Annotated in this window: 9 protein-coding genes; 2 read left to right on the forward strand and 7 right to left on the reverse strand. The window is 33.7% G+C overall.

The window, feature by feature from the left end:
* Positions 1-39 precede the first annotated feature (39 nt).
* Positions 40-2757: a T9SS-dependent M36 family metallopeptidase gene (locus ABD690_RS04495; protein WP_344727527.1), complete on the forward strand. Its 2718-nt coding sequence runs from the start codon at positions 40-42 to the stop codon at positions 2755-2757.
* 62 nt (positions 2758-2819) lie between these two features.
* Positions 2820-3269, forward strand: a complete 450-nt coding sequence (locus ABD690_RS04500) for a nucleoside deaminase (RefSeq protein WP_344727529.1) — start codon at positions 2820-2822, stop codon at positions 3267-3269.
* On the opposite strand, the gene ABD690_RS04505 is transcribed toward ABD690_RS04500, so the two are convergent.
* From ABD690_RS04505 to ABD690_RS04535, 7 genes are all read right to left on the reverse strand, one after another.
* The gene (locus tag ABD690_RS04505; protein WP_344727531.1) at positions 3266-3502 is read right to left on the reverse strand and encodes a hypothetical protein; all 237 of its coding nucleotides are present in this window, start codon (positions 3500-3502) and stop codon (positions 3266-3268) included. The two genes, ABD690_RS04500 and ABD690_RS04505, sit on opposite strands and share 4 nt — an antisense overlap.
* A gap of 2 nt (positions 3503-3504) precedes the next feature.
* On the reverse strand, positions 3505-5292 hold the full coding sequence (locus tag ABD690_RS04510; protein ID WP_344727532.1) for a chloride channel protein: 1788 nt from the start codon (positions 5290-5292) through the stop codon (positions 3505-3507).
* A gap of 45 nt (positions 5293-5337) precedes the next feature.
* Positions 5338-7092 (reverse strand): aspartate--tRNA ligase, encoded by a 1755-nt coding sequence (aspS, locus tag ABD690_RS04515; RefSeq protein ID WP_344727535.1) that lies wholly within the window; start codon positions 7090-7092, stop codon positions 5338-5340.
* Positions 7093-7206: 114 nt separating this feature from the next.
* Complete coding sequence (locus ABD690_RS04520) at positions 7207-10725, reverse strand: efflux RND transporter permease subunit (RefSeq protein WP_344727537.1); 3519 nt, start codon at positions 10723-10725, stop codon at positions 7207-7209.
* Between the two features lie 10 nt (positions 10726-10735).
* Complete coding sequence (locus ABD690_RS04525; RefSeq protein WP_344727539.1) at positions 10736-11908, reverse strand: efflux RND transporter periplasmic adaptor subunit; 1173 nt, start codon at positions 11906-11908, stop codon at positions 10736-10738.
* Positions 11909-11928: 20 nt separating this feature from the next.
* Positions 11929-13263 carry a TolC family protein gene (locus ABD690_RS04530; protein WP_344727541.1) on the reverse strand — a complete coding sequence of 445 codons (1335 nt, stop codon included), beginning with the start codon at positions 13261-13263 and terminating at the stop codon, positions 11929-11931.
* A gap of 1 nt (position 13264) precedes the next feature.
* The gene (locus ABD690_RS04535) at positions 13265-13870 is read right to left on the reverse strand and encodes a TetR/AcrR family transcriptional regulator (protein WP_344727543.1); all 606 of its coding nucleotides are present in this window, start codon (positions 13868-13870) and stop codon (positions 13265-13267) included.
* Positions 13871-13928 lie beyond the last annotated feature (58 nt).

Below are 13928 nucleotides of genomic sequence, written 5' to 3' on the forward strand. Positions count from 1 at the left end.
GAAATACACAAAAAAAATTGATTAATAAATACTTAAATAATGAAAAAGAATTTAAAATCTTTCTTATTCCTATCATTAGTGCTTTCTGTGAGTCTAGCAGCCTATTCTCAAAACCGTTTAGAAAGTTCTCAATATGGAGCGATAATAGAAAGTTATCTGAATGTTAATAAAGAGAAATTTAACCTTCAGGCAGAAGATATTTCAGATTTGTACATAACAGATGAATATCTAACAAAACAGACAAAAGTAACTCATGTATATGTTAATCAAAGATATCAAGGGATAAAGATATTTAATGCATTATCAAGTGTTGCAATAAAAAATGGTAGAGTTTCTTATTATGCAAATAATTTTATTCCTCAAATAGAAGATAAAATTAGTACACAAGCAGCAACACTGTCTCCTGAAAATGCAATTCAAAATACGGCAAGGCGATTTAACTTAAATACACCACAAGATTTAAATGTTATAGCAGTTAGTGGTAAAAAATTCATATACTCAAACGGAGGAATTTCTCAAGAAAATATTCCTGTTGAACAAGTATATGTTCTACATGAAAACACTTTAAAGTTAGCTTGGGATTTGAGTATTTACACAAATGATAGCTCACATTGGTGGAGTGTAAGAGTAGACGCGGCATCTGGAGATATTTTAGAATTTAATGATTGGGTTGTATCATGTAATTTTAGTGATGATAATCATGCTCATCATAATCATACTCAAAGTACTAATAAACTTGATAAAGAAGAAACTTTTAGCCTTTTCAATGAAAACTATGTAGTTACAAATGATGGCTCACAGTATAACGTTTTTCCTTTGCCAGAAGAGAGTCCTCTTCACGGCGGTAGAGCGTTACTAACAAATCCTTCTGATGATACAGCGTCTCCATATGGGTGGCATGATACAAATGGTGCTGCAGGTGCTGAATTTACTATTACAAGAGGAAATAATGTTTGGGCGCAAGAAGATGTAAACGGTAACAATGGTTTTGGTGTTTCAGCAGTCGGTTCTGCAAGCTTAAATTTTGATTTTGAATTGAATTTAAATCAAGAGCCTATCGGTTATCAAGAGGCATCATTGACAAACCTATTTTACATGAATAATGTGATGCATGATATTTGGTATCATTACGGGTTTGATGAGGCAAGTGGGAATTTTCAACAAAACAATTATGGTAACGGTGGTTTAGGAAATGATTATGTATTGGCAGATGGTCAAGATGGATCTAGTTTAAATAACGCAAACTTTAGTACACCACCTGAAGGTAATAGCCCCAGAATGCAAATGTTTTTATGGGAGGCAACAGGTTTACCAACGCCTTTAATTATTAATAACACAAGTCTAGCAGGTAATTTTGTAGCAGCTATACCAGCAACAGGTGTTGGTAATAACATTACTGGTCCATCAGATATTCCTGTAACAGCAGATTTAGTTTTAGTAAATGATGGTACTGCTAACGGAACAGAAGGCTGTAATGCCCTTGTTAATGGCGCAGATGTAATGGGTAAAATAGCAGTCATAAAAAGAGGAAATTGTCCTTTTGTTGATAAAATTCAAAACGCTCAAAATGCAGGAGCAGTTGGAGTTATAATGGTAAATCATAATAACCCTGATAATGATCCTGATTATGTAGACTATGTTAATATGGCTGGACAAAGTAATCCTGTATTTACAATCCCTTCAGTGTTTGTTAATAATGCAGATGGAGAACAAATTATAGCGGCTTTAATAGCTAATCAACCAATAAATGGAACTATTGTTAACAATGGACCATTCAATAGAGATGGAAGTTTCGATAATGGTGTTATTGCTCATGAATATGGGCATGGAATATCTAATAGGCTAACAGGAGGACCAAGTGCTGCAAGTTGCCTTACAAACAGAGAACAAATGGGAGAAGGTTGGTCTGACTGGTTTGGATTAATGCTAACAATGAAAGCAGGAGACTCCCCAGAAATAGGAAAAGGGATCGCTGTTTTTGCTAATGGAGAAGATGTTGATGGTGTTGGTATTAGGCCAGCGAAATACAGTACAGATTTTGCAGTAAATGATTTTACTTATGATGCCACTAATGATGATACCGTATTAGGTCAAGATTCAAACGGTAATATTGTAAGATGGAATGACAGTCAACATAATGTAGGATTTGTTTGGGCTACAATGCTTTGGGATTTAACTTGGGCTTATATTGATAAATATGGTTTTGATCCTGATTTATATAATGGTACAGGAGGAAATAACAAAGTGATGCAGATAGTAATGGACGGCTTAAAGCTTCAGCCTTGTGGACCAGGATTTGTTGATGGTAGAGATGCTATTTTACAAGCAGATATGATGTTAACAGGAGGAGAAGATCAGTGTTTGATATGGGAAGTTTTTGCAGCGAGAGGATTAGGTGTAAATGCATCTCAAGGTTTTTCTTTTTCTATGACAGATCAGATTGAAGATTTTAATATGCCTTTAGATACAGATCCTTCTTTATCAAACTGTACAAGTTTAAGTGTAGACGAGTTTAATACTAGCGATTACAAAGTATATCCTAACCCAGTAAATGATGTGTTATATATTAAAACATCTAAAAACTTTGGAGAGGTTACTGTAACTGTTACAGATATTAATGGACGTAGAGTACTTTCAAAACAAACACAGTTATCTGGACAAATTGAAATTAATATAAGTAATCTTCAAACAGGAATTTATATCCTTAACATAAACGGAGATTCACTTAATGCAAATAATAAGATTATTAAAAAATAATTTTTTTAAATAATCTATAAAAAAGGCAACTTCATGAAGTTGCCTTTTTTTATTTTTATACTATGGAAAACCCTTTTGATGATACTTATTTTATGCGAAGAGCACTTCAAGAAGCAGAAGAAGCTTTTCATAAAGGTGAAATACCTGTTGGTGCAGTTATAGTAATAGATAATAGGATAATAGCTCGCGCTCATAACTTAACCGAGCTACTTAATGATGTAACTGCTCATGCCGAAATGCAAGCCATAACAGCAGCAGCTAATTTTTTAGGAGGTAAATACCTTCAAAATTGCACGTTGTATGTTACTTTAGAGCCTTGCCAAATGTGTGCAGGTGCTTTGTATTGGAGTCAGATAAGTAAAATTGTTTTTGGGGCTAGAGATGAAAATAGAGGTTGTATCAATCTAAAAACAAAACTTCATCCTAAAACTAAAATAGAAGGTGGTGTTTTAGCAGATGAAGCATCACAACTGCTTAAACGATTTTTTATTGAAAAAAGAAACTTAAACTAATAATTGTTTTTTCTTTCATTTTCACGCATTTTTTCAAAATTCTCTTTGGTTAGCATGTAATCTTTTATGTTTTTATCTTTCCATCTGTAGTAAGAAAACAAAGGAAAAACAATAATAAAAAGCCCAACAACTCCTAGTCCGATTAATTTTTGAGAATAATCAGTATCTATTATATATCCACAAACAATACTTGCTAAAGATGCTATTGTAGCTACAGCTATAATGTATTTCATTGTTAATGTGTTAAGTTTATTAATTTTCTTCTATAAGCCGTAAGTAGTTTAGATTTTGAAATAAAACCAACATATTCGCCATGTTTTACAACAGGTAGATTCCAAGCATTACTATCCTGAAATTTTTTCATAATCACAGTCATTTTATCGGTTTCCATATTAATAATAGCAGGAGGGTTTTGCATAACTTCTTTTGCTTTAACTTCATCATGAAGTGATTGATCAAACATAATAGGCCTAATATCATCAAGTAAAATAATGCCTTTTAGTTTGTTTGATTTATCCTCAACCACAGGAAAAATATTTCTGTTAGATTTTATTACAGCTTTGTGAACAATATCTCCAAGTGTCATATTTGGAGTTACTTTTTTAAAATTTGTTTCTATTACAGTGTTTATGTCCATTAGTGTTAAAACTGCATGATCTTTATCATGTGTAATAAGTTCACCTTTCCTGCCTAATTCCATTGTGTAAACCGAGTGAGGGACAAAATATTTTGTGATACTAAATGAAATCGCAGCTGTAATCATTAAGGGAATAAACAAGTCATATCCGCCTGTTAGTTCAGCAATTAAAAAAATAGCCGTTAGTGGCGCTTGTAAAACACCAGCAAGTAAACCAGCCATACCAACAAGTGTGAAATTACTTTCAGATACAGGTGTACTTATTAAGCCACTATTATTTATGATTTTAGCCATACAATTACCCATAATGCTTCCCATAAAAAGTGTAGGAGCAAAAATACCACCAACACCACCAGCGCCAAATGTTATGGCACTTGCAATAATTTTAAAGACAACCAAACCCGCTAATAACAAAATAACAACCCAAATATTAGACAAATCCATATCTAGAAAATTATTTTCAAGTGCTTTTTCAGGATTTCCTGCTACCAAATTGTTAATTACATCAAAGCCTTCTCCATATAACGGTGGAATAAAATAAATTAAAATACCAATAGCAATGCCTCCAAAAACAACACGTTTGGCAGGTGATTTTACTTTGTCAAATATTTTTTGAACACGTTCATATATATCTGTAAAATATATAGAGACTAATGAGGCGGTAACACCCAACATCATATAAAGAGGAGCATCAGCAACATCAAACTTGTCTTCAAGTTGAAACGGTAATAATACATCGTCACCAAAAAAGAAAAATGATGTTAAAATTGCAGATAACGAAGCCAGTAGTAAAGGAAGTAAAGATGCGATTGTGAGATCTAAACTAAACACCTCAATAGCAAAAATAATTGCAGCAATTGGTGCTTTAAAAATTGAAGACATAGCGCCTGCTGCTGCACAACTTACAAGTAAATTTCTTGTAGTTTGATTCATGTGAAACAGTCTAGAAATATTTGAGCCCAAAGCAGCGCCTGTGGCAACGGTTGGTCCTTCAAGACCTACAGAACCACCAAAACCAATTGTAATTGGTGCGGTTAGAATAGAGCCAAACATTTGATAGCGTTTCATAATCCCTTTTCGTTTTGATATAGCAAGAAGTGTTGAAGGGATGCCGTGGCTTACTTTGTGTCTTACAACATATTTCATAATGAAATATACGAGTGTAAAACCTATAATTGGGAATAAAAAGTAAAACGCATGATGATAATACTGTACTAGATTTCCTTCTAATAAGTGTTGTATAAAGTGCGTAAGGTTTTTTAAAACTACTGCACCTACACCAGATGTAAAGCCAATAACAATACTTAATAAATAAACAAATTGTTTGTGAGAGATGTACTTGGCTCTCCAAATAAGAAGTTTCTTAAAAAATGTTTTTTTTGGCATAAACTAAATCTACTAAAAAATCCTGCAAGTTGCAGGATTTTATTTTTATGATTTTAAATTGAGTTTTAAATTGAGTTCTGTGAGTTGTTCTTCATCGATAGGAGCAGGAGCATCTATCATGACATCACGCCCTGAATTGTTTTTAGGGAATGCAATAAAATCACGAATGGTTTCTTGACCACCTAATATAGCTACTAGCCTGTCTAAACCAAAAGCTAAACCACCATGAGGAGGTGCTCCATATTGAAAAGCATCCATTAAAAAGCCAAATTGAGCTTTAGCTTCTTCAGGTGTAAACCCTAAATAATCAAACATTAATGATTGTGTTTTCTTGTCGTGAATTCTTATAGAACCTCCACCAATTTCATTTCCGTTAAGTACTAAATCATAAGCATTGGCCTTAACATCTCCTGGATTGGTTTCAAGTAATTCTAATTGCCCTGGTTTAGGTGATGTAAAAGGGTGGTGCATAGCGTGGTAACGTTCGGTTTCTTCATCCCATTCTAAAAGTGGAAAATCAATAACCCAAAGTGGCGCAAATTCACCTGGTTTGCGTAAGCCTAAACGCTCTGCAAGTTCCATACGTAAAGCACTTAATTGCGCACGAACTTTATTTTTATCGCCAGAAAGAACACAAATTAAATCACCAGGTTTGGCGCCGGTTGTTTCTGCCCATTTAGCTAAATCGTCTTGGTCGTAAAATTTATCTACAGATGATTTGTAACTTCCGTCATCGTTGCATCTACAGTAAACCATACCTAAAGCACCTACTTGTGGACGCTTAACCCAATCAATAAGTTTATCAATTTCTTTTCTGGTGTAACTATTCCCGCCAGGTACAGCAATACCAACAACAAGTTCAGCATTGTTAAAAACACCAAAATCTTTATGTTGTGCAACCTCGTTTAGCTCGCCAAATTGCATTCCGAAGCGAATGTCTGGTTTATCGTTTCCGTATAAACGCATGGCATCGTCATAAAGCATTCTTGGAAACTTATCAATAGTAACACCGTTTATTTCTTTTAGTAAATGACGTGTTAAGCCTTCAAAAGCATTTAAAATGTCTTCTTGCTCTACAAACGCCATTTCGCAATCTATTTGTGTAAATTCGGGTTGTCTGTCGGCGCGTAAATCTTCATCTCTAAAACATTTTACGATTTGAAAATACTTATCCATACCGCCAACCATAAGTAACTGCTTGAATGTTTGAGGTGATTGCGGAAGTGCATAAAATTCACCTTCGTTCATACGGCTTGGCACAACAAAATCTCTAGCACCTTCAGGTGTAGACTTAATAAGATACGGAGTTTCTACTTCAATAAAACCTTCTTTAGATAAGTAGTTTCTAACTTCTTGAGTGACTTTGTGTCTAAAAATTAAACTGTTTTTTACTGGATTACGACGAATGTCTAAATAGCGGTATTTCATTCGGATGTCTTCACCACCATCTGTTTTATCTTCTATTGTAAAAGGAGGTAATAAAGCATCATTTAAAATGGTAAGTTTAGACACTAGTATTTCAATATCTCCAGTTGGTATATTAGGGTTTTTAGAAGCACGTTCTATAACGGTTCCTGTTACTTGAATTACAAACTCACGACCTAGCTTTTGCGCTTTTTCCATCATGGTCTTTGGCGTGCGTTCTTCATCAAAAACTAATTGTGTAATACCGTAGCGGTCACGTAAATCTACCCAAACAATAAATCCTTTGTCTCTAGATTTTTGAACCCAACCAGCTAGAGTTACTTCGTTATTTATGTGTGATGCTCGTAATTCACCACAGTTATGACTTCTATACATACTAAAAAATTTGATGTGCAAATTTAATGAAGTTAAATGATTATAAATAGAAAAAGCCTCAACATTTGTTGAGGCTTTTTCCTGCTATTAATTAAGCTCTAGGGTGAGCTTTAACTACTCTTTTATACGCTCATTCGTAGAAAAAGCGATTTGTTCATCTTGTACGTGAGAAGATGTTTTACTTCTAATCCACATTTTTAATTTCATGGATAAGAAAAATAATATAGGAACAACAATAAGTGTCAAGAAGGTTGCTATTAGTAGTCCGTAAATAACGGTCCAAGCTAATGGTCCCCAAAATACTACGTTGTCACCACCCATGTAAATATTGGCATCAAAATCTGCGAATAATGTAAAGAAATTGATGTTTAGTCCAATGGCTAACGGAATTAAACCTAAAATGGTTGTTATTGCTGTTAGTAGTACAGGTCTTAAACGGGCTTTACCAGCTTTAACAATACTTTCAAATAAATCATCTGTTTCTAAATAAGCATCTCCATCAAGATTTAAGTTTTGTTTCTTTCTGTCTATTAATAGTTGGGCATAGTCTAATAATACTACACCATTATTTACTACAATTCCGGCTAAAGAAATAATACCAACCATAGTCATCATAATTACGAAAGCGCTTCCTGTAATTACAATACCTCCAAATACACCAATAAAGCTTAAAAAGATGGCAAGCATAATGATGGCTGGTTTTGAGATTGAATTAAACTGAAATATTAGGATAAAGAAAATTAAACCTAACCCAGTGAAAAATGCACCCATTAAGAAAGCCATTTGTTTGTTTTGCTCTTCAATTTGACCTGTGTAATCTATTTTAATGCCTTTTGGTAACCCTTCGTAACTTTTCATTTCATTTTGAATTTGAGTTACAATAGCACCAGCGTCAGTATATCCTGGAGATAACGCAGAGTAAACAGTTACAACACGTTTTGTGTCTTTATGCTTTATAGCACTAAATCCGGAATTGTTTTCGTGCTTGGCAACCGCTGATAGCGGTATGGTCTTTAATTGTCCAGTATTATCTCTAAAGGTAATATTTTGATTAAATAGGGCACTTGTGTTATACCTGTTTTCTTCATTAAAGCGAACATAAATATCATAATCGTCACCATCTTTTTTGTAAATACCTGCTTTAGATCCAAAGATAGAGTTACGTAGTTGTTGCCCAACTTGCGATGCGCTAACGCCTAATTCACCAGCTTTTTTACGGTCTACAACAACCTGCATGCTAGGCTTGTCTTTGTTAACGTCTATCTTTAATTCATCAATACCAGCAATATTCTTGTTATTGATAAATTCACGCATACTTTCAGCAGTATTAATTAGCTCGTTATAATCATCGCCTTCAATTTCTATGTTAATAGGTGATCCAGCAGGTGGTCCATTGGCATCTTTTTCAACAGAAATTAATACACCAGGATAAATACCAACTAATGCTTCTTGTACTTTTTGACGTAATAACTCACTGTCTTCGCCACGACGGTATTTATACTCACGCATAGAAGCTGTTATTTTTGCTTTGTGTGGCATTTCTGCACTAGAACCACCGTCTGTTTGTGGATTTCCAGCACCTTCACCAACTTGAGAAACAGCACTTTCTACCATAAAGTTGTAGCCGTTGTCTGTATATTGGTCTTGATTTACAACGTCAAAAACGCGCTTTTCAATTTCTTTTGTTATGGCGTTTGTTTTTTCTATAGCTGTTCCTTGCGGATATTCTATATAGACAATAATTTGATTAGGCTTATTGTCTGGGAAGAATTCTACTTTGGTTCTTTGAGTAGCAAGTGATGCTCCGAAAGCTATGAATGAGAGAATTAATAAAACAAACGTACCTATGCTTAAAAAATAAGGTTTCTTGCCTGAAAGCGCCCAACGTAATTGACGCTCATACCAACGCTCTAGTTTAACTAACGTTTTTGTTTGAAAGCTATTAGCCCATTTTCTTAAGAATAATCTGTATACCCAAAGCATAACAGCTGTAAAGACCATAAGTGTTCCTAAGCCACGGTATTCACCGCCAACAATTAAAACAAGAATGCCAATAACAGCCATAATTATGGTTGTTCTAATTATTTTTTTGAGCGGCATATCTTTGTCTTCAGTATTCATGAATTGAGATACTAAAACAGAGTTGAAAAAGATGGCTACAAAAAGAGAGGAACCTAATACCACGGAAAGCGTAATAGGTAGAATCATCATAAATTCACCCATAATTCCAGGCCATAATCCTAATGGTATAAAAGCGGCTACGGTTGTTGCTGTAGAGATAATAATTGGAAACGCAATTTCACCAATACCTTTTTTTGCAGCTTGAAATCTACTCATGCCTTCTTCGTCCATGAGACGATATACGTTCTCTACAACTACAATACCATTATCTACTAGCATTCCTAATCCCATGATAAGTCCAAAAAGCACCATGGTGTTTAAGCTTTGACCTAATAATTCCAGAATCATTAAGGACATAAACATAGACATGGGAATTGCAAACCCAACAAAAATGGCGTTTTTAAATCCTAAAAAGAACATTAAAACAGTTACTACTAGAATAACTCCAAAAATGATATTGTTTACTAAATCATCTACTTGACCAATAGTTACAGAAGATTGGTCGTTGGCAATAGTTACAGATAAATCTTGAGGGAAAACATTTTCAACAGCATCTTTTACTATAACCTGAATTTGTTCTGCAGCAGCAACCATGTTTTTGCCGGCACGTTTTTTTACGTCAAGCATCACTACAGGATGACCAAATTCTCTTGCGTATGTTGTTTTGTCTTCTTCTTTAAAAGAAACATTGGCAACATCTTTAAGATAGATAGCGTGTCCGTTTTCAGATTTTACTACAAAATTTTCTAGTTCATTTGGGTTTTCAATTTCACCCAGAATACGAATAGTACGACGTTGACCACTTGCTTTTAGGTTTCCGGCAGACATTGTAACGTTACCATTGTTAATGGCTCCAATAATATCATTGAAGGTGACATTGGCAGCCATCATTTTGTAGATGTCTACGGCAACTTCAACTTCTTTTTCTTGTGCACCACGAATATCAACTTTTTTAATTTCTAATAAGTCTTCAATTTCGTCTTGAAGGTATTCGCCATATTCTTTAAGTTTTTCAATAGGGTAATCTCCAGAAAGGTTAATGTTAAGAATAGGCATTTCTTCAGATAGGCTTAACTCAAATACATCAGGCTCAACTTTTGCGCCGTTGAATGTAGGCCAATCTTCACTGGCAGTTTCGCTATCTATTTCGTCTTTAACTTTTTGTTTGGCTTGCTCAACGGTAATGTTTTCGTCAAACTCAACCATTAGCATCCCGTAATCTTCTTGAGATGTAGAAGTTATTTCTACGACATTACTTACTGTTTTAAGCTTATCTTCAAGAGGATCTGTTATAAGTTTTTCTATGTCTTCTGCTGTATTTCCAGGAAATACAGAGCTTACATAAATTTTGGTTTCGTTTACTTCAGGGAAATTTTCTCGAGGCATACTAAAGAAAGCAGATATACCTAAATAGAAAATTACTGCAATTAAGACATACATTGTGGTTTTGTTGTCTATTGCCCAAGATGATAAACCAAATTCTTTATCGACTTGTTTTTTCTTTTTTGTCATGTTTTTTGGTTTAGTAGTTGATCACTTTTACAGTTTGTCCGTCTTTTACGCTACGAGCACCTTCTTGTATGATTTCTATGCCGTTTTCAATACCGTCAAGTACTTCAATAACATCGCCTTGAGTTTTACCTGTTTTAATGATAACTCTTTTTGCTACGCCTTCTTCTTTGGCATTTTTATCATTAATAACATAAACATATTGTTCGCCTTCAGCGTTTTCAGAAATGATACTTTGAGGTATTAAAATGGCATTTTTGTTTGTGTAATCGTTGATTTTTAGTTTGGCCGTTAAGTTTGGTTTTATGGCTTTATCAGCATTTGGAATTGCAACTTCTACCTTAAAAGTTCTGTTTGCTGGGTTAATAAAATCACCAGCTTGTCTTATTTCAGTATCTAAAGTTTTTCCTAAAACTGGAAATTCAACATTTACATGTTTTCCCTTTGTTACATCTGTAACATAGCGTTCAGGAACATCTGTTTCTATGTACATATCGTTTAGGTTAACAATACGCATAAGTTGCGTTTGACCAGCGGCAACAACGCTTCCTTGCTCTGTTATAACATCATCTATAGTTCCAGTAAATGGTGCTTTTACCGTGGTTTTAGCTATTTGTTGTTTTAGTTGGTTTACAGCTTCGTTTTGCGATTCGTAGCTAGATTTTGCTTGTAAGTATTGAATTTCACTACCAATATTTTGTTCCCATAAACGTTTTTGACGTTCGTAAGTGGTTTTTGCTAAATCTGCTTGAATTTGTAATTGAGATAATTGTTGACTTAATCCGCCATCATCTATTTTAGCAAGGGTTTGACCTTTAGTTACTTTTTGACCTTCTTTTACATATACATTAGTAAGAATTCCGTTGTATTCAGGAGTAATTACTAATAAGTTTTTTGTTGTAACGTTTCCTTGTATTTCTAATACGTGCTTAAATACTTCTTCTTTTGCAACAAGTGTTGTTATAAGTGGTACATGCTTAACGGTATCAATTTTTGAGATAGCAGCATCTAGCATTTTTATTTTTCCTTGAATAGTTTCTTGTTCACTTACCAAATCAGCACGTTTTTGACGAATGGTTTCAAGGTTGTTACTCTCTAAAACGCTTTCTACAGAATTTTTCTTTTTTTCTCCAGAACACGAAACGATTAAAAGCGTCACGATTAATAATGAATATATATGTTTCATAGTGTGGTTTTTTTGATTGATTAATTTAATTGTACGGTGTTTAAAGTGGTTTCTAAAGTTGCTTTAGAGTTGATAACGTCTAGCATGGCTTGTAAAAACTCTTGTTGTGCTGTGTATAATTGTGTTTGCGCTTGGCGTAATTCAAAACTAGATCCGATACCTTCAAAAAATTTGGTTTGATTTTTACGTTCTATACGTTCAGCAAGACTCAAATTTTGTTTTTTATTGTCGTATTCTTCAATAGCAAGTTGGTAATCGCTTTTTGCAGATGCAATTTGAAGTTTTAATTGTTGTTCGGTTTCGGTTAAGTCAGCTTCAGCTTTTTCAAGATTTATTCTTGCGCGCTGTGTTGATGCATTTCGCATTCCTGAACTAAATATTGGAATGTTTAAGCTTACTCCAAATAATGAAGAACCATACCACTTTTGGTCGCCTTGAGCAAATGTAAATGTGTCACTGTTTCCAGCATAAGCACCATTTATAAAAGCGTTTAATGTTGGTAAATATTTGCTCTTTTCTAATTTTAATAAAAGCTCTTTAGATATTTTGTCATTGGCTGCAATTCTGTAATCAATAGTGTTTTCTACACTATCATCAGTTTCTAGAAGCCCTAGGTTTATGTTTTGAGCTGTTAATGTTTCTAAATTATCTGTTAGAGTTATTTGAGAATTTAAGTCTATACCTAATGTAATGTTTAGCATTTGGTATGCAATATCTTTTAAACGCGTGGTATTGTTAAGCTGACTTTCTACACCAGATAATGTAATTTGAAGTTGCTCAACACTTTCTTCTTCTTCTAAACCATTTTCATAAATTTTAGTTGTGTCATCAAGGTTTTTTTGTAACACTTCTATGTTTTTATTTAAAATAGTAAGACTCTCTTCAGCAAGAAGTACATTGCTATAGGCGTTAATAACGTTTTTTCTAACTTCTAAATCTGTTTTTTCTTTGGCATTTTTAGAGATTTCTAAATATACCTTTGCAGATTGTAAACCGACTAAATACGAGCCATCAAATATTTTTTGAGATAACGTAGCAGTTGCTGTTAGAGATTGTGGCTGACCTAAAACAAGCTCTTCGTTTATGCCATCACCATCAAAATCTACCGGAGTAACTTGTTGTTTTAAGAAGTTTTGATAGTTTACTGTTGCACTCACTTGAGGTAAACCAGATGCGGTGGTTTCCCATTTTTGTTGTTGTGCAGCTTCAATATCTCTTTCTGCATTTTTTGCAGTTCGGTTGTTTTCTAATGCGTAGTTTATAGCTTCTTGTAAGCTAAAACTAGTTGGTGTTTCTTGAGAAAACGCAATGCCCGATAGAAATAGAAATAAAAATAATATGGGTTTGTTGCTCATTTTATGATTGATTGATTGTTAAATAATGTTCTAATTTTTTAAGACCTTGTTGGGTGCATATGCCACGAAGGTGATACTCTAAATAATTATTCATAAGTGTGTGCATAGAAAAATTGTTTAGAGGAAAAAGCTCTTTATCTTTAAGAGCCATTATACATGTAAAGTATATTTTTGATATTAAATCTACATTAATAGTTTCTCTGTATAAGCCTAATTGAACGCCGCGTTCTAGATTGCAAATGATACAGTTTTCCATAACACAAAACTGCTTTTCCTTGATGTCTTTATAAATTTTTGGATAATACTTTTCTAATTGGTATTGAGGTGAAGATTTTTCATCTTTTAAGTTGTGCATTAAGAATTTTTTAATCTCTAAAATTTCTTCAATAGGGTTTTTTTCTAAATCACAAATATCCTTTATACCACTAGAAACAGTTTGAAACAAATGCATAACAGCTTCTTTAACAAGAATATTTTTGTTTTCAAAATACTGATAGATTGTTTTTTTAGAGATGCCTTGCGCATTGGCAATATCATCCATTGTTACACTCTTAAACCCGTAGTTTAAGAATAATTCAACTGCTGTTTTTAAAATGTCTTCTTTCATAATTTGATGGCAAAAGTACAATAGGAAACTTTAAAAACAAAAAAAGTTTCCAAAGTTT

It is taken from the genome of Corallibacter vietnamensis, assembly GCF_039537875.1.
Lineage (GTDB): Bacteria > Bacteroidota > Bacteroidia > Flavobacteriales > Flavobacteriaceae > Corallibacter > Corallibacter vietnamensis.

Bases quoted from the DNA above. Each gene is read 5' to 3' on its own strand.
- ABD690_RS04495 (WP_344727527.1), top strand. From the start codon at position 40: ATGAAAAAGAATTTAAAATCTTTCTTATTCCTATCATTAGTGCTTTCT.
- ABD690_RS04500 (WP_344727529.1), top strand. From the start codon at position 2,820: ATGGAAAACCCTTTTGATGATACTTATTTTATGCGAAGAGCACTTCAA.
- ABD690_RS04505 (WP_344727531.1), bottom strand. From the start codon at position 3,502: ATGAAATACATTATAGCTGTAGCTACAATAGCATCTTTAGCAAGTATT.
- ABD690_RS04510 (WP_344727532.1), bottom strand. From the start codon at position 5,292: ATGCCAAAAAAAACATTTTTTAAGAAACTTCTTATTTGGAGAGCCAAG.
- aspS (WP_344727535.1), bottom strand. From the start codon at position 7,092: ATGTATAGAAGTCATAACTGTGGTGAATTACGAGCATCACACATAAAT.
- ABD690_RS04520 (WP_344727537.1), bottom strand. From the start codon at position 10,725: ATGACAAAAAAGAAAAAACAAGTCGATAAAGAATTTGGTTTATCATCT.
- ABD690_RS04525 (WP_344727539.1), bottom strand. From the start codon at position 11,908: ATGAAACATATATATTCATTATTAATCGTGACGCTTTTAATCGTTTCG.
- ABD690_RS04530 (WP_344727541.1), bottom strand. From the start codon at position 13,263: ATGAGCAACAAACCCATATTATTTTTATTTCTATTTCTATCGGGCATT.
- ABD690_RS04535 (WP_344727543.1), bottom strand. From the start codon at position 13,870: ATGAAAGAAGACATTTTAAAAACAGCAGTTGAATTATTCTTAAACTAC.